At 69.4% G+C, this 15,781-nt stretch carries 14 protein-coding genes; 5 read left to right on the forward strand and 9 right to left on the reverse strand.

Translation table 11 applies throughout. From position 1 onward, the window contains the following. Position 1 precedes the first annotated feature (1 nt). The 4 genes from IE246_RS23230 to IE246_RS23245 all read right to left on the reverse strand — a co-directional run bounded on the left by IE246_RS23230 (position 2) and on the right by IE246_RS23245 (position 4,227). The gene (locus IE246_RS23230) at positions 2-1,228 is read right to left on the reverse strand and encodes an MFS transporter (RefSeq protein ID WP_229837459.1); all 1,227 of its coding nucleotides are present in this window, start codon (positions 1,226-1,228) and stop codon (positions 2-4) included. 109 nt (positions 1,229-1,337) lie between these two features. After that, positions 1,338-2,006 (reverse strand): hypothetical protein, encoded by a 669-nt coding sequence (locus IE246_RS23235; RefSeq protein WP_189994193.1) that lies wholly within the window; start codon positions 2,004-2,006, stop codon positions 1,338-1,340. 52 nt (positions 2,007-2,058) lie between these two features. Further along, on the reverse strand, positions 2,059-3,618 hold the full coding sequence (locus IE246_RS23240; protein ID WP_189994195.1) for a GMC family oxidoreductase: 1,560 nt from the start codon (positions 3,616-3,618) through the stop codon (positions 2,059-2,061). 99 nt (positions 3,619-3,717) lie between these two features. After that, positions 3,718-4,227: a PAS domain-containing protein gene (locus IE246_RS23245; protein ID WP_189994197.1), complete on the reverse strand. Its 510-nt coding sequence runs from the start codon at positions 4,225-4,227 to the stop codon at positions 3,718-3,720. 178 nt (positions 4,228-4,405) lie between these two features. On the opposite strand from IE246_RS23245, the gene IE246_RS23250 reads away from it, so the two are divergent. Beyond that, positions 4,406-5,047 (forward strand): cysteine hydrolase family protein, encoded by a 642-nt coding sequence (locus IE246_RS23250; protein WP_189994199.1) that lies wholly within the window; start codon positions 4,406-4,408, stop codon positions 5,045-5,047. Between the two features lie 20 nt (positions 5,048-5,067). On the opposite strand, the gene IE246_RS23255 is transcribed toward IE246_RS23250, so the two are convergent. Next, entirely contained in the window at positions 5,068-6,096 is a 1,029-nt protein-coding gene (locus tag IE246_RS23255) for an aldo/keto reductase (RefSeq protein WP_189994202.1), read from the reverse strand. Between the two features lie 737 nt (positions 6,097-6,833). Between IE246_RS23255 and IE246_RS23260 the strand changes: the two genes are divergently transcribed. The 3 genes from IE246_RS23260 to IE246_RS23270 are packed head-to-tail and all read left to right on the forward strand — an operon-like array spanning position 6,834 to position 11,641. Then, a complete protein-coding gene (locus tag IE246_RS23260) occupies positions 6,834-8,780 on the forward strand; it encodes a PrkA family serine protein kinase (RefSeq protein ID WP_308434500.1) in 1,947 nt (648 codons plus the stop codon). Positions 8,781-8,802: 22 nt separating this feature from the next. After that, complete coding sequence (locus IE246_RS23265; RefSeq protein ID WP_189994204.1) at positions 8,803-10,086, forward strand: YeaH/YhbH family protein; 1,284 nt, start codon at positions 8,803-8,805, stop codon at positions 10,084-10,086. Then, entirely contained in the window at positions 10,079-11,641 is a 1,563-nt protein-coding gene (locus IE246_RS23270) for a SpoVR family protein (protein ID WP_229837460.1), read from the forward strand. The genes IE246_RS23265 and IE246_RS23270 overlap by 8 nt, the downstream gene beginning before the upstream one ends. A gap of 17 nt (positions 11,642-11,658) precedes the next feature. On the opposite strand, the gene IE246_RS23275 is transcribed toward IE246_RS23270, so the two are convergent. Next, positions 11,659-11,850, reverse strand: a complete 192-nt coding sequence (locus IE246_RS23275) for a hypothetical protein (protein ID WP_189994206.1) — start codon at positions 11,848-11,850, stop codon at positions 11,659-11,661. Between the two features lie 364 nt (positions 11,851-12,214). Here IE246_RS23275 and IE246_RS23280 point away from each other — a divergent pair, with 364 nt between their 5' ends. Further along, positions 12,215-12,829: a class I SAM-dependent methyltransferase gene (locus IE246_RS23280; protein ID WP_189994209.1), complete on the forward strand. Its 615-nt coding sequence runs from the start codon at positions 12,215-12,217 to the stop codon at positions 12,827-12,829. Between the two features lie 109 nt (positions 12,830-12,938). Here IE246_RS23280 and IE246_RS23285 read toward each other — a convergent pair whose 3' ends face one another. From IE246_RS23285 to IE246_RS23295, 3 genes are read right to left on the reverse strand one after another with little or no spacing between them, the layout of a single operon-like run. Continuing rightward, positions 12,939-13,682, reverse strand: coding sequence for a ParA family protein (locus IE246_RS23285; RefSeq protein WP_189994211.1), 744 nt, complete (start codon positions 13,680-13,682; stop codon positions 12,939-12,941). Then, positions 13,682-15,247, reverse strand: a complete 1,566-nt coding sequence (locus IE246_RS23290; RefSeq protein ID WP_189994213.1) for a CHAD domain-containing protein — start codon at positions 15,245-15,247, stop codon at positions 13,682-13,684. Before IE246_RS23290 ends, IE246_RS23285 begins: the two co-directional genes overlap by 1 nt. A gap of 27 nt (positions 15,248-15,274) precedes the next feature. Beyond that, positions 15,275-15,640, reverse strand: a complete 366-nt coding sequence (locus tag IE246_RS23295) for a hypothetical protein (protein ID WP_189994214.1) — start codon at positions 15,638-15,640, stop codon at positions 15,275-15,277. Positions 15,641-15,781 lie beyond the last annotated feature (141 nt).

The following is a 15,781-nucleotide window of genomic DNA, read 5'->3' on the forward strand; positions in this document are numbered from 1 at the left end:
CTCACGCCGGCTGGATCGCCGGTGGGCGCCTGATCAGGGTCGAGAGGATCTGCACGACGCCGGCGAACAGGCCGAGGCCGACCCCGAGCTGCAGGGCCAGGTCGTAGGACCCCAGGGTGTCGAACACCCAGCCGCCGCCGAACGCGCCGAGGAAGCTGCCGAACTGGTGGCTGAGGAAAGTGACGCCCTGCAGCATCGCCAGCCACCGCAGGCCGAACATCTCGGCGACCGCACCAGCCACCAGCGGCGCCACGCCGAGCCAGAGGAATCCCATGATGGCAGCGAACAGTACCGTGGTCTCGGGCGTCGGGGGGAGTAGGAAGTACCAGGCGATGGTCGCGGACCGGCAGATGTAGATGCCGCCCAGCAGTACCGGCTTCGACCAGCGGCCGCCGGCCCAGCCGAAGAACAGGCTGCCGAGCACGTTGAAGCCGCCGATGGTGCCCAGCGCGGTCGCACTCAGCAGCGGATCCTGGCCGCACAGCAGCAGGTAGGACGGCAGGTGGGTCGTCAGGAACACCAGCTGCATGCCGCACACGAAGTACGACAGCGTCATCACCACGAACGGCGCGTTGCGGGCCGCCGCCACCAGGGCGTCGCGCGCCGTCAGCCGGTCGCTGCCGCCGGGGGTGACCGGTGGCGCCGGGCGCCGGTCGACCCGGCCGGCGATCCAGGCCGACGGGATCATCGCCAGCGCCAGGATCAGGAAGCCCAGGACGCCGGCCCGCCATCCGTGGTCGACGGACAGGACCTGCCCGATCGGGGCGGCGATCAGGGCGCCGACCGACCCGGCGGCGGTGACGATGCCGAGGGCGGTGCTGCGCTGTGCGGGCGACACCACCCGGGCGGCGACCGACAGCGCCATCGAGGCCGAGGCGAACGCCATCGCGACGCCGACCAGCAGGCCGGCGCCGAGCATGATCGTCGTCATGCCGCCGGCCTTGGCCAGCAGGGCGATGCCGGCGACATAGAGTACGGCGCCGGTCACGAGGACCGGCCGGAACCCCCAGATCGCCACCAGCCAGCCGGCGAACGGCTGGCACAGACCCCAGGTGAGGTTCTGGATGGCGATGGCGAACGCGAAGTCGGCGACCGAGATCGCCAGTTCCGCGGTCAGCGGCGGCATGAAGATGCCGAGACTCTGCCGGATGCCCATGGCCACGGTCAGCATGACCGAGGCGGCGATCAGGATGGGCAGGGCGCCCGGAAGGCCACCGGCTCGTTGCAACTGGGCCTCCTGGGGCATGGATTGACCGGCGCAGGCTAGGGTCAAGGGAGTCGCCCGGCAATGCTCGGTCCGGCATCGCAGCCGTCCGAAACCGCGAACAAAGCGCCGGTCAGGCTCGATCCGCGCAGCCGGCCCGACGCATCACCTCGTCGAACTGGCGGTGCAGCCCGACCCGGACCAGTCCCGACAGCAGCCGCGGGAGGTCGCGCAGCTCGACCAGCGCCGCCAGCGCCGCGGCATCGTCGCCGAGGTCGAGCCGGCTGGCCGTCGCCAGGGCCTTGCGGTCGGCGAACGGGTACAGCTCCTCCCAGGCGAGTTGGGCCTCGCGGCAGAAGATGTCGGCCCCGACATCGCCGATCCCCTTGAAGTCCTTGAGGCGCGTGCGCTCCTGCGCCGGGTCGCGCCCGGCGGCGTCGCGCAACCGCCGCAGGTCGCCGCCATAGCGCTGGATCAGCAGGCCGGTGGTGTCGCCGATGTAGCGGGCGGCGCTCTCGTCGTAGCGGGCGTAGCCGGAGCGGTTGAGCACCGCGACCCGCCGCTCCCAGCTGGAGGCGACCATTCTCGCCGGGGTCCGCCAGCCCTGCCCGAACAGGGCCGCCGCGGCCTTCTGTGCCTGGGTCGCCGGGATCCGGGCGCTGAACAGCAGGGACACCAGCAGCCACTGGTACAGGGCCGCCGGGGTGTTCCGTGCGACATCGATGCCCAGTTCGTCGGCATGGCTGCGCGGGTGCAGCGCCAGGACGGCGCGGGCGGTCTGCCGTCTGCTCGAAGCCGCCATCGGCGTCTCCCCTCGAGCGGGCCGGCCGCCGGCGGCACGGCCGGCTTCAGTCTCAGCGGCCGCGCTTCAGCGCGTCGGCCATCTTCTCGGCGATCATCACGGTCGTCAGGTGGGTGTTGGCCCGCACCACTTCGGGCATCACCGAGGCGTCGATTACCCGCAACCCGCTGCAGCCGACCAGCCGGCAGTCCGGGTCGACGACCGAGCGCGGGTCGTCGGCCGCCCCCATCCGGCAGGTTCCGCTGGCGTGCTGGGCGTCCGAGCACTCCGCCATCATCCAGTCGTCGAGCCCGGCCCCGGTGAGTTCGTCCTCGATCGAGCGGCCGGAGGCGCCGTACTCGACACGCTCGGCGATCGCCGCCACCGCCGGTTGGCGACCGATGTCGCGCAGCCGGCGGATGCCGTCGCGCATGCGGATCAGGTCGCTCTCGTCCGACAGCATCCGCTCCTCGACCGCCGGGTCGACCGTCGGGTCGGGCGACACGACGCGCACGGTGCCCTGGCTGAACGCCTGGTACACCGACACGGCGATGCGGCCGCGCGCCAGGTCGCCCTCGCCCTCGGAACGCAGGTTGCCGGCGATCATGATCATGTCGTTCGCGCCGGCGCCGGCCAGCCCGGACGAATAGCGCAGGCAGCAGTTGGTGTGGCGGTGCATGCGGGTGCCGACCCGGGCGTCGCCCCGCAGGTGCAGCAGGATCCCGAGGATCGGGTGGTCGAGCAGGTTGTCCCCGACCGGCAGGTCGGCCACGACCGGAATGCCGAGGGATTTCAGATGCGCGGCCGGGCCGATGCCGGAGCGCTGCAGGATCGCCGGCGAATGGATCGCACCGGCCGCCAGGATCACCTCGCGGGTCGCCCGGACGGGGCGCCGCTCGCCGTCGATCAGGACGCTGACGCCGCTGACGTGCGGCCGGTTGCCCTCGACGGTCAGGGTGTCGACCAGGGCGTTGCCGACGATCGTCAGGTTGCCGCGGCCGCGCGCCGACTCCAGGTAGCCGTCGTTGGTCGACACCCGGTAGCCGTTGCGGCTGTTGATCGCGTAGGGCGAGGCCCCGGTGCCCTCCGGCGCGTTGTGGTCCTCGCACCACGGATAGCCGAGGCTCTCGGCGGCGCCCTTCAGCGCGCGGTCGACATAGCCCCAGTCCTCGACCGGCGCCCGGTACACCGGGATCGGGCCGCCGCGGCCGTGATACGGGGCGTCGCCGAAGTCGACGTCGTCCTCGAGCTTGCGGAAGTACGGCAGCACGTCGTCCCACCCCCAGCCGGCGCAGCCGAGCGCGGTCCAGCGTTCGAAGTCGTCGGGGATGCCGCGGATCGCGATCTGGCCGTTGATGGTGGACGAGCCGCCGATCGCCCGGCCGCGCCACAGCAGCTTCGGCTCCTGCCGCTCGGTGCGGCGGGCCAGCAGCTTCGGCCAGCGGTATTCGTCGTCGCCGATCGCGCGCAGCGGGTTGGGGATGCGGATGTGCTCGGGGGTGTCGGCGGTTCGGAAGTCGCGACCGGCCTCCAGCAGCAGCACGCGGGTCTTCGGGGCCTCGCTGAGCCGGGCGGCGAGGGTCGCGCCGGCGGAGCCACCGCCGACGATCACGTAGTCGTAGTCCTGCTGCATGGGTCTCGATCCGTTGTCGTCCTGACTGCAACAGGACGACGGCGGGAGGCGGTCTGGCAAGACCGTTCGGCGGGCCGCGGTTTCGGTGTTCTCCCCCGGTCAGTCCCCGGCCGGGGCGTCGGCAGCCGGAGCGGTGTCGGCGGGATGGAAGACCAGCCCGCCGAGCACCATGTCGATGCTCTCGCCGTCGCTCGACAGCGGCAGGTTCAGGGTTTCGTAGTGGTAGAAGTTCCGGTCCGGGTAGAATGCCTCGCCGTGGGTCCGCAGCGGCCGGCGATGGTCGATCATCCACTCGAAGCTGACGTAGATCGCCCGCAGCAGTCGCTCGGGATAGATCTCGTCGTAGTACTTGCCGGTCGAATCGCGTCCCATCACCTGGGTGATCCTGGTGCCGATCAGCCGGTAGCGCAGGCGCAGCGGCTTGTGCGTCACCTCGATCAGGACGAGATTCCCGAGGTGCGGAGCGAGGTCGATCGGGTCGATGTCCTCGCGGCTTGGAAACAGGCGGTCGCCGCGCTTGTCCAGCCAGTACCGGTGGATCGCCAGCAGCGACTCGTCCTGACACTTCAGGTCGGGGTCCAGGTCGACCCAGAGATTCGGTGCACGCACTTCGATCTCCGGGCGGTTCAAGGCCTGCGCATCGAGCGAGTTTGCATTCGATGCATTTTAGCGCAAATGCGGGCCTCGGGCGACCGTCTCGCCGGTTCGGGCGGCGGACCGGTTCGTTCTTGCGCGGGCCGGCCGGGCCGGCTACCGGTCGGGCCTTCGCAACCGCCGGTGCTTCGCCATGTCACCCGGGTCCCGCCAGTCCGCCGATACGCAGTTGCGCCGCGACGTGCCGATCGAGCCCGCGGCCACCGCGTTGCTGCTGGTCGACGTTCAGAACCTGGAGATCTCGGATCCGATCCGCCGCGAGCAGCCGGCCTTCGTCGCCGATCTCGAAACCCGGGTAGTGCCGAACATCGCCCGGCTGGTCGACGCCGCCCGCGGCGCCGGGATCGAGGTGGTCTACACGGTCATCGAGAGCCTGACCCGCGACGGCCGCGACCGCAGCCTCGACCACAAGCTCTCGGGGATCCTGGTGCCGAAGGGTGCGTGGGAGGCCGGGGTGATCGCCGCGGTCGCGCCGGGTCCGGACGACATCGTGCTGCCTAAGACCTCGTCCGGGGTCTTCAACTCGACCAACATCGACTACGTCCTGCGCAACCTGGGTGTCCGCCACCTGATCGTGGTCGGGCTGCTGACCGACCAGTGCGTCGACATGGCGGTGCGGGACGCCGCCGACCGCGGCTACTACACGGTCTGCGTGGCCGACTGCTGCAGCACCTACGGCGAAGAGCGCCACGCCGCCGCGCTGCGGGCGTTCGGCGGCTACTGTCGGACCGTCTCCCTGGACGCCATGCTGGCGGAGATCGCCGGCGCCCGTTAGGGCCGGTCAGCCGGGATCGGTCAGCCGGGGATGGGGGCGTCGGGCCGCAGCAACCCCTCGGCCACCAACTCGCTCCACAGCGCCGCCGGGACCGCGGTGTCGAACGCCGCGACGTTGCGGGCGACCTCCGCCGGCGTGACCATGCCCAGGACGACCGAGGCGACCGCCGGGTGCCCGAGCGGGAACCGGGCGGCGGCGACCGCCAGGGGGGTGCCGTGGCGGCGGCATACCGCCTCGATCCGGCCGACCCGCTCCAGGATGTCCGGCGGCGCCGGGCGGTAGTTGTACAGCGCCCCCTCGACCGGCCCGGTGGCCAGGACGCCCGAGTTGAACACCCCGCCCATCAGCACGGCGATGCCCTTGTCGTCGGCCAGCGGCAGGAAGTCGTCGAGCGCGCCCTGCTCCAGCAGCGAATAGCGGCCGGCCAGCAGCACCGCGTCGATGTCGCCGGCACGGGCGAAGCGGGCGGCCATCGCGGCTTCGTTGAGGCCGACGCCGATGGCCCGGATCACGCCCTCGGAACGCAGCCGCTCGAGGGCAGGATAGGCGCCGTCCATGGCCTCGGCGAAGCGGGCGTCGACCGCCTCCGCCCCGTGCGTCCAGCCGTCGACGTCGTGGATCAGCACGATGTCGACGCGGTCGGTGCCGAGCAGCAGCAGCGACTGCTCGAGCGACCGCATGGCGCCGTCGTAGGAGTAGTCGAAGCGCGGGACGAAGGGCAGGGCGTCGACGTAGCGGGCCCGGCCGCTGCCGCCGAGGCCGGCATCGCCGCGCGCCGGCTCCAGGATGCGGCCGACCTTGGTCGACAGCACGACCCGGTCGCGGCCGGTGCGCCGCAGCGCGGTGCCGATGCGCGCCGCCGACAGCCCCTGGCCATACAGCGGCGAGGTGTCGAGCAGGCTGGCGCCGGCGTCGATCGCCGCGGTCACCGCCGCGACCGCCTCGGCATCGTCCAGCCGCCGGTTGAGGTTGCCCAGGGGGGCGCCGCCGAAACCGAGGCGCGACAGGGAGAGGCCGGTTCGCGGGTGCCGGAACAGGTCGATGGCCATGCGGTTCTCCTCTGCGTCTGCGGCGGTGTGCGGTCGGACCGCAGCATACAACGCCGCGGAACGCCCGAGTCGACGCAGTGGCGGCTACGGCGAACCGGGGTGGCGGAACCGGTGCGGCGCCCTGGACGAAGGGTGGGGCGCGGTGACGCACCGTCGCTCCGGGGCTCCTTCGGCATCGCCGGTACCGCGCCGGCAAGTGTCTGGATTCCGGGACCGATCACGGCAAACAAGCGCGTGAGGGCGGTGGCGGGCACCGTCATCCGCACTACGTGAGAAAGGGCCGGGCCGGGGCCCGGTCGGCAAGGTGGGGTCGCAGCCGGGTGTCATACTGTGCCATACTGACGCCATGAGATGCCCTTGTTGTCGACGTATCAGTGATTAAGTGTTTCTTAAGGGGCGTCAGAGGACGATAGAGTCGATAGGACGGGGTTAGCGTTTGTCGAAATAAAGACAAAAGACACATCAAGTGTCCTGGTCGCGGAATGGCGATGACTGTTTCGCACGCGGAGGGGGAAGCCGACTGAAGAGGCGGGTTCCGAATGCCTGGACCAGAGACTGACCGGATTTTCGTGAGCGACCGCGGCCGAGCGCCGGACCGAGCCACAAAGAAGACTTCAAAAGACTCGATGGTGCGGACCCGGTGGGGTCTCGGCCCTGCCGCCGACGCCGCGGCGGTTCAGGCTCGATCTGACGAGGCCGCGGAGCGCGGTCGCGTGGTGGCCACCATGGAGTGAGGCATGAGCGTCATGAACGACGTTTTTTCCGAGTACGCCGAGACCTATCAGACCCGCAAGGAGTCGGAGCTGAGTCTGATGGAGTACCTGGAGCTCTGCGGCACCGACCCGATGGCGTGCGCGTCCGCAGCCGAGCGGATGGTCGCGGCGATCGGCGAGCCCGAGGTCGTCGACACCTCCAGGGACGCCCGGCTCGGCCGCATCTTCATGAACCGCACCATCAAGGTCTACCCGGCGTTCCACGACTTCTACGGCATGGAGGACACCGTCGAACGGCTGGTCGGCTATTTCCGCTACGCCGCCCAGGGGCTGGAGGAGCGCAAGCAGATCCTCTACCTGCTCGGCCCGGTCGGCGGCGGCAAGTCGTCGCTCGCCGAGCGTCTCAAGACCCTGATGGAGACCCACCCGATCTATGTTCTGAAGGCCGGCGACGACCTCAGCCCGGTGTTCGAGAGCCCGCTCGGGCTGTTCGACCCGGAGCGCATGGGCGCCAAGTTCGAGGACCGTTTCGGCATCCCGCGGCGCAAGCTGACAGGCCTGATCTCGCCCTGGGCGGTCAAGCGGCTCGACGAGTTCGACGGCGATCTGACGAAGTTCAAGGTCGCCAAGGTCTATCCCTCCAAGCTGCGGCAGATCGGCGTCGCCAAGACCGAGCCCGGCGACGAGAACAACCAGGACGTCTCGACCCTGGTCGGCAAGGTCGACATCCGCAAGCTGGAGTACTTCAGCCAGAACGACCCGGACGCCTACAGCTACTCCGGCGGGCTGAACCGCACGACCCAGGGCCTGCTCGAGTTCGTCGAGATGTTCAAGGCCCCGATCAAGGTGCTGCACCCGCTGCTGACCGCCACCCAGGAGGGCAACTACGTCGGCACCGAGAACATCGGCGCCATGCCGTTCCAGGGCATCATCCTGGCGCACTCCAACGAGTCCGAGTGGCAGAGCTTCCGCAACAACCGCAACAACGAGGCGTTCCTGGACCGGGTGTCGGTCATCAAGGTGCCGTACTGCCTGCGGGTCCAGGAAGAGCAGAAGATCTACGAGAAGCTGATCGCCAACAGCGAGCTGGCGGACGCCGCCTGCGCGCCCGGCACCCTGGAGATGCTGGCCCGCTTCAGCGTGATGACCCGGCTGCGCGAGCACGAGAACTCCGACCTGTACTCCAAGATGCGGGTCTATGACGGCGAGAGCCTGAAGGACACCGAGCCGAAGGCGAAGTCGATCCTGGAGTACCGCGACGCCGCCGGGGTCGACGAGGGCATGGAGGGGCTGTCGACCCGGTTCGCCTTCAAGGTGCTGTCCAAGACCTTCAACTACGACGCCAAGGAGGTGGCGGCCGATCCGGTCCACCTGATGTATATGCTGGAGCAGGCGGTCCGGCACGAGCAGTTCCCGGAGGATGCCGAGCGCCGCTACCTTGAGATGATCAAGAGCGAGCTCGGCGCGCGCTATGCCGAGTACATCGGCAACGAGATCCAGAAGGCCTATCTGGAATCCTACAACGATTACGGCCAGAACCTGTTCGACCGCTATCTCGACTATGCCGACGCCTGGGTCGAGGACCACGACTTCAAGGACCCGGACACCGGCCAGATGATGGACCGCGAGCTGCTGAACCAGGAGCTCAGCAAGATCGAGAAGCCGGCCGGCATCGCCAACCCGAAGGACTTCCGCAACGAGGTGGTGAAGTTCGCGCTGCGGGCGCGGGCGCAGAACGCCGGCAAGAACCCGTCCTGGACCTCCTACGAGAAGATCCGCGACGTCATCGAGCGCCGGATGTTCAGCCAGGTCGAGGACCTGCTGCCGGTGATCAGCTTTGGGACCAAGAAGGAGTCGGAGACCGAGCGTAAGCACGCCGAGTTTGTCGAGCGCATGGTGGCCCGCGGCTATACCGAGCGCCAGGTCCGCCGGCTCGTCGAATGGTACATGCGCGTCAAGCAGGCCGGCTGAGCCGGAGGAGGCGGTCCGAACGATGCAGATCATCGACCGGCGTCGCAATCCCCAGGGCAAGAGCCTGTCGAACCGGCAGCGCTTTCTGAGACGGGCCAAGCGGCAGATCACCGAGGCGGTCCGCGAGGCGTCGGCGCAGCGTCGTATCCGCGACGTCGCCGACGGCGAGCGGATCGTGATCCCGACCGACGGCCTGGCAGAGCCGCGGTTCCATCACGACCCCGCGACCGGGCACCAGGAAGGGGTGATGCCCGGCAACAAGAAGTTCCACGAGGGCGACCGGATCCCGCGTCCGGGCGGCGGCGGCGGCGAGGCCGGGCGCGAAGGCAGCCCGGACGGCGACGGGGCCGACGCGTTCGGCTTCGTGCTGTCGCGCGACGAGTTCCTCGACATCTTCCTCGAGGACCTCGAGCTGCCCGACCTGATGAAGAAGACAGTCAGCCGGACCGAGAGCACGACGCCGGAGCGCGCAGGCTTCGCGACCTCGGGCGCGCCCGCCAACATCAATCTGCTGCGCACCATGCGCAACAGCCTGTCGCGCCGGATCGCCCTGCGCCGGCCGAGCAACGAGGAACTGGACGCCCTGCGGGCCGAGATCGCCGAGCTGGAACGCTCGGAGCCCGGGAGCCGCCGGCTCGAGGAGGCGCGGATCCGGCTGGCCTTCCTGGAGCGCAGGACCCGCGAGATCCCCTACCTCGACCCGATGGACATCCGCTTCAACCGGTTCGAGGCGGTGCCCAAGCCGATCACCCGGGCGGTCATGTTCTGCCTGATGGACGTGTCGGGATCGATGTCGGAAGCGATGAAGGACCTCGCCAAGCGGTTCTTCATGCTGCTCTACCTGTTCATCCAGCGCCGCTATCGCCACGTCGAGATCGTCTTCATCCGCCACACCCACAAGGCGGAGGAGGTCGACGAGGACACCTTCTTCTACAGCCGCGAGACCGGCGGCACGGTGGTCTCGACCGCCCTGGTCGAGATGCGCCGGGTGATCGCCGAGCGGTTCCCGGTGTCCGACTGGAACATCTATGCGGCCCAGGCCTCGGACGGCGACAACCTGACCGCCGACGGCCCGGAGGTGGCGGCGATCCTGGACCGCGACATCCTGCCGATCACCCAGTACTTCGCCTATGTCGAGGTGTCCGGCGGGGTCGGCGAACTGCTGAAGACCGATTCCAACCTGTGGCGGTCCTACGCGCCGTTCGCCACCACCCACGCCAATTTCGCCGCCCGCCGGGTGGCCGACCGGGGCGACATCTACCCGGTGTTCCGCGACCTGTTCACCCCGGAGAGCCAGAGTGTGTAGCGCCGCGACACCGTTGCCGGACACGCCGCTGCTGTTCGCCGAGGCCGACTGGTCCTACGACGCGCTGCAGCGGGCCTATGACGCGATCCAGGAGATCGCGATCGGCGAGCTCGGCCTGGACGTGTACCCGAACCAGATCGAGGTCATCACCGCCGAGCAGATGCTCGACGCCTACGCCTCGATCGGCATGCCGCTGATGTACCAGCACTGGTCCTTCGGGAAGCACTTCGCCTACAACGAGATGCTGTACCGCAAGGGCGCCCGCGGGCTGGCCTACGAGATCGTCATCAACTCGAGCCCCTGCATCAGCTACATCATGGAGGACAACTCCATGGCGATGCAGGCGCTGGTGATGGCGCACGCCGCCTTCGGCCACAACCACTTCTTCAAGAACAACAACCTGTTCCGGCAGTGGACCGACGCCGAGGCGATCCTCGACTACATGCAGTTCGCCAAGGCCTACATCGCCCGCTGCGAGGAGCGCTACGGCGCCCGCGAGGTCGAGCGGGTGCTGGACGCCGCCCACGCCCTGATGGATCACGGCGTGAACCGCTACCAGCGCAAGCGCCGGGTCAGCCCGAAATCCACCGAGCAGCGGGCGCGCGACCGGTTGCGCTACGCCGAGCAGAGCTACGACGACCTCTGGCAGCGCACCAACCCGCTCGATACCCCGCGCGAGCCGGACGCCGGCTGGCGCGAGGAGGACCTGCGCGGCATGCAGCCGGTGCCGCTGCCGGAGGAGAACCTCCTGTATTTCCTGGAGAAGATGGCCCCGAAGCTGGCGCCCTGGAAGCGCGAGGTCCTGCGCATCGTCCGGCAGGTCGCGCAGTACTTCTATCCCCAGAAGCAGACCAAGGTCATGAACGAGGGCTGCGCCACCTACGTTCACTACCGGATCATGAACCGGCTGCACGAGAAGGGGCTGCTGTCGGACGGCGGCATGCTGGAGTTCCTGCACTCGCACTCGTCGGTGATCTTCCAGCCCGACTTCGACGACAAGCGCTACTCAGGGATCAATCCCTACGCCCTCGGTTTCGAGATGATGACCGACATCGAGCGCATCTGCGAGCGGCCGACCGACGAGGACCGGCAGTGGTTCCCGGCAATCGCCGGCAACGGCGATGCCATGGGCACCCTCAAGGACGCGTGGGCGAACTACCGCGACGAGAGCTTCGTGCTGCAGTTCCTGAGCCCCACGGTCATGCGGCGCTTCAAGATGTTCCGGTTGAGCGCCGGCGAGGACGACTCGGACTACGTGGTCGAGGCGATTCACAACGAGCGCGGCTACCACAAGATCCGCAAGTCGCTGGCGCGCCGCTACGACGTCGCCCTGACCGACCCCAACATCCAGGTCGTCGAGGCCAATCTCGACGGCGACCGGACGCTGGTGCTTCGACACGAGGCGATCGGGGGGCGTCTGCTCGACCGGGACGATGCCGCCGCCGTGCTGCAGCACGCGGCCAATCTGTGGGGATACCCGGTGGCGCTGGAGGAGGTCGACGCGGCCAGCCAGGCCATGCTCCGGGAGCATGACCGGGTCGAACCGATCGGGTGACCCCGGACGCGGCAGGGTCAGCGGGTCGCGTGCCGCGCCCGGGCGGTACGGCGCTTGTAGTCGGCCTGCCGCTTCGCGATCCGTGCGGCCAGGACGTCGCGGATCGCGACCATGTCGTCGACCTCGCCGGACTCGATGGCCTCCGAGGCCTCGTTGATCAGGGTCTCAGTGGTCCGGAGATCGTCCAGCGCACGACTGGTGGACGCCATGAACTGTTCGAGCGCATTGAGCTCGGAGGTGATGTTGGCGACAAGCGCCGAGGAGGCAGAGGCGGCGGCCGACAGAGCCCGGAGGTTGGCGCGAGGAAAGGGAACTACCGTGTTGCTCATCGACTGCCCCGAAGCGTGTGATGGATTGTCGGAGGAACCAGGTCGGATGGGATCGCCGACCTCAATTCAGAGCGGTGCTGCCCGCTTGCGCGAAGCAGAACCGATGAGAAACCGTAGCATTTGAGTAAATTGGCGGGATATCCGTAGATTCCCGTAAGGACCGCGAGGCCCTGTGCAACCGTCTGTTACGGGGGCGGCGGCGGGGCAGGTCTCCCCGACCGCCGAAGCAACGGAAGACTCGATCATGGCTTCATCCCGCGACCACTGGGACGAAACGTACCGGACGAAAGCGGAAACGCTGGTCAGCTGGTACCAGCCGAGCCCGGAACGCTCCCTTGCGCTGATCGGGTCGGTGGCGCCGTCGCGGTCCGCCGGGATCATCGACATCGGCGGCGGGGCGTCCCGGCTGATCGACGGGCTGTTGGCCGAGGGCTACGGCGATCTCACCGTGCTGGACATTTCGACGGTCGCGCTCGACCGGGCCAAGGCCCGCCTCGGGCCTCGCGCCGAGACGGTGAACTGGATCGCCGCGGATATCGCGCGATGGCGGCCGTCAAGGATCTGGGACGTCTGGCACGACCGCGCCGTCTTCCATTTCCTGACCGAGCGGCCGGCGCAGGAGGCCTACATCGCCGCCCTGATGCAGGCGACCCGGGCCGGCTCGGCGGTGGTGATCGCGACATTCGCGCCGACCGGCCCGGAGCGCTGCAGCGGGCTGCCCGTGCAACGCTACGACGCGTCGGCCCTGGCGGCCCGCCTGGGTGCCGACTTCGAGCTCGTCGCGCAGGCGGAAGAAGCCCATGTCACGCCGGCCGGCGCGACCCAGGACTTCCAGTATGGCGTGTTCCGGCGTCGCTAGCGCAGATCGCGACCGGATGGAACCATCCGGTCGCGTGAATCTGCTCTATCTTCAATGCTTTAGAGGCTGATTCGCCGATCGCATCGATTCGATGCGATCGGATCAGGCTCTAGCGCAGACGGCGGGCGATCTCGGCCCACAGCGACTCGTAGGCGGCGGCGGGCGGCGACTTCGGCGCAAAGGCACCGATCGGCGCGCGCTCGGTGCCCATGCGCTCGACCACGCTCGAGTAGGGGATGCTGACGGTCGCAGCCTCGGCATGGTCGTCGGGAAACCGGTCGACCACCTGGCGGTGCAGGGACTTGCGGCGGTCGACCATCGAGAAGAACGGTACCAGCTGCAGGTCGGCCAGCTTCTCCTCGTCCCGGAACGCGCCGAGCTGCGCATAGGTGCGGAGCGACAGGGTGGTCGGGATCAGCGGGACGACCAGGGCGTCGGCGGCGTGGAACACCGCTTCCGAGACCAGCGAAACGCTCGGCGGGCAGTCCAGGAACACGAAGTCGTAGTCGCCGGCGAGCGGCTTGAGCAGCTTGGCGAGCCGCTTCTTGGACTTCTTCTCGGCGTCGAGCATGAGGTCCAGGTTGCGGAACGAGAAGTCCGCGGGGATCAGGTCCAGCCGGTCGTGGTCGGTCGCCTTGATCAGGTCGTCGAGGTCGCGCTTGCCCTTGACCAGCCCCTTGCCGCCGCCCTTCACCTTCGGCTTGACCCGGAAATAGAAGGTCGCGGCACCCTGCGGGTCGAGGTCGACCACCAGCACCCGGGCGCCGTCGCGGGCGGCGAGGAAGGCGAGGTTGACTGCGGTCGCGGTCTTCCCCACGCCGCCCTTGATGTTGTAGCAGGCCACCACCTTCATCAGCCGCCCCCTGTCCTGGATCGGGTGAGCCGCCGCAGCCGGTCGGCGAAACGCGGTTTGGCCACCGGTGCGAACACCGTTGCGAACCGTGTCCTGGCGTCGGCCCGGCGAAGCTCGAGATCCTCCGCCAGCGCGCCGACCGCCATCAGCGTGGCCGGGCCGGCGGTGCCGTCGCGGGCCATGGCCTCGCCGAACCGGCGCAGGGCGTCGGCCTGCACGGCGGTGTCCTGGACGTCGCCCAGGTCCTGCTGCAGTTCCTTGAGCCTCTTGAGGATCGCGCGCACAGGCTTGCGAGGATAGGCGTCGCGCACGATCTCGAAGACGTAGCGCAGCTTCTTCATGGTCTTGCGCAGCGCGTGCAGGGCCTCGTCGGGCGAGGCATCGGTGATTGACGAACCCTCCTCCACCGCCCGCCGGTACAGTTTCCGGATCCGGCGGCCGGCCAGCTTGCCTATCGGCTGGAGCGCCCGCTCGCTGGCGGCCCACGGCGCGTTCGTGGCGTCGAGGGTGGCGCGCCAGCGCTTCACGCCGTCCCGGAACCGCTTCGACTGCAGGATCCTGACGAGCCGGACATAGGCCTTGTCGCGTTCCGCCTTCATGTAGCGGCCGAGCGGTTCGAGATCGGCGGCGTGCTCGGGAACCCGCCGCCGGTGGGCCCGCCAGTCCAGGATGTGCACGTCGAGGTCGCGGGCCGGCCCGGTCACCTGGCCCAGCCAGGCGAAGAAGGCGCCGGCGCGCTCCAGCGCGGGATCGGGCGGGTCGGCCCGCAGCAGGGTCAGGATCGACCGGCTGCGCCGCACCGCGACCCGGAGGTCGTGCAGTTCCTCGCAGTCGATGTCGGCGATCACGCCTTCGGCGCGGTGCTCGACGGTGTCGAGCAGGGCCTGCAGCACCGGCCGCAGGGCCGGACCGGCAGGCTCGGACGGGTCGGTCACCGACGGGTAGGCGGCTCCCTCGGGGCCCGGGTGCAGGTTCTCGGCGAGGGTGGTCAGCGGGTCCGGGGACGCCGGCGACCAGCCGTAGTGTCGCGAGATGCGTTCCGAGACCCGCTCGGCGTCGGCCCTGTAACCCTTCAGTCGCCCGACCCGTACCGCGCTGCACCGGTCGCCGCCGCCGTCCACGACGGCGGTCTGGGCCAGCAGGCGGCAGCGGACCTTTCCCTCGGCATCGCGCAGGGTCGCCCGGTGCTCGGCGAGGGTGATCCAGGGGCCCGGGGTCAGGGCGCGGATGCCGACGACCGGGACCAGGGACCGGTAGAGAGGCCCATCCGGCAGGTCGTCGACCAGCTTGGGCGCCGGCGACGGCAGGTCGGCGGCGGCCCGCACGCGGCCGGACCCCGAGACCAGCCGCCAGCGCTCCGTGCCGTCGTCGCCGGGTTCGGCCTCGAGCCGCCAGCCGAGCCGCGTCAGGCGGCAGTCGACGGTGTCGAGCAGGCGCAACCGCCGGGCCGACGCCTCCTCCGGGTCGGCCCGCAGCGACCCCCGAACGGCGTCGGCGATCGCCGCGAGCGGCGTGACGACCGCCGGACGGTCGCGCTCCTCCGCCGCGGCTGCGATTTGCCGCATCTCGAGGCTATAGGGATGCATCCGAACTCAAGCGCTGGCCACAAGCCCGGGCAGGATAGCACTCAAAACCGCGCGGGCGCGCCCCTGCAGTGTCACAGGTCGTGCCGATTCGGTCGCGAACTGGCTGCGCTCGATCCAGCGCACGCGATGTTCGCAGCGCCGCGCCAGGGCCGGGTCGAACGGACGGGCTTCCAGTTCGCGGCGCAGCAGCGCCTGCATTTCCTGAAGGTTTCCGCGCCGTTCCGCCGTCAGGCCCGGCCGTCGCAGCTCCCGCCCGATCACCGCCAGGCGGCGTTCGACGTCGAGGATCGGCATGAGGCCGATGCGCCGGCTCGCGTTGTCGACGACCAGACGCAGGACCGGCCTGGCCGGCCGCTTTGCGGGGATGTCCATGGATATCTCCTCCTGATGGCGGGAACATAGGCGCACATTGTGCGCCTCTCAAGGGTGGATGACGCACGGGGTGCGCTTTTGACTTGCGCCGAACGCAGCCATGCCGGATCCCGCGTGGCATTCCCATCGACCGCCGGCGCG

This window comes from Thalassobaculum fulvum (assembly GCF_014652915.1).
Classification (GTDB): Bacteria; Pseudomonadota; Alphaproteobacteria; order Thalassobaculales; family Thalassobaculaceae; genus Thalassobaculum_A; species Thalassobaculum_A fulvum.

Excerpts from the sequence above, each read along its gene's own strand:
- IE246_RS23235 (WP_189994193.1), bottom strand. The coding sequence starts at position 2,006 with ATGGCGGCTTCGAGCAGACGGCAGACCGCCCGCGCCGTCCTGGCGCTG.
- IE246_RS23240 (WP_189994195.1), bottom strand. The coding sequence starts at position 3,618 with ATGCAGCAGGACTACGACTACGTGATCGTCGGCGGTGGCTCCGCCGGC.
- IE246_RS23250 (WP_189994199.1), top strand. The coding sequence starts at position 4,406 with ATGTCACCCGGGTCCCGCCAGTCCGCCGATACGCAGTTGCGCCGCGAC.
- IE246_RS23255 (WP_189994202.1), bottom strand. The coding sequence starts at position 6,096 with ATGGCCATCGACCTGTTCCGGCACCCGCGAACCGGCCTCTCCCTGTCG.
- IE246_RS23260 (WP_308434500.1), top strand. The coding sequence starts at position 6,834 with ATGAGCGTCATGAACGACGTTTTTTCCGAGTACGCCGAGACCTATCAG.
- IE246_RS23265 (WP_189994204.1), top strand. The coding sequence starts at position 8,803 with ATGCAGATCATCGACCGGCGTCGCAATCCCCAGGGCAAGAGCCTGTCG.
- IE246_RS23275 (WP_189994206.1), bottom strand. The coding sequence starts at position 11,850 with ATGGCGTCCACCAGTCGTGCGCTGGACGATCTCCGGACCACTGAGACC.
- IE246_RS23280 (WP_189994209.1), top strand. The coding sequence starts at position 12,215 with ATGGCTTCATCCCGCGACCACTGGGACGAAACGTACCGGACGAAAGCG.
- IE246_RS23285 (WP_189994211.1), bottom strand. The coding sequence starts at position 13,682 with ATGAAGGTGGTGGCCTGCTACAACATCAAGGGCGGCGTGGGGAAGACC.
- IE246_RS23290 (WP_189994213.1), bottom strand. The coding sequence starts at position 15,247 with ATGCGGCAAATCGCAGCCGCGGCGGAGGAGCGCGACCGTCCGGCGGTC.
- IE246_RS23295 (WP_189994214.1), bottom strand. The coding sequence starts at position 15,640 with ATGGACATCCCCGCAAAGCGGCCGGCCAGGCCGGTCCTGCGTCTGGTC.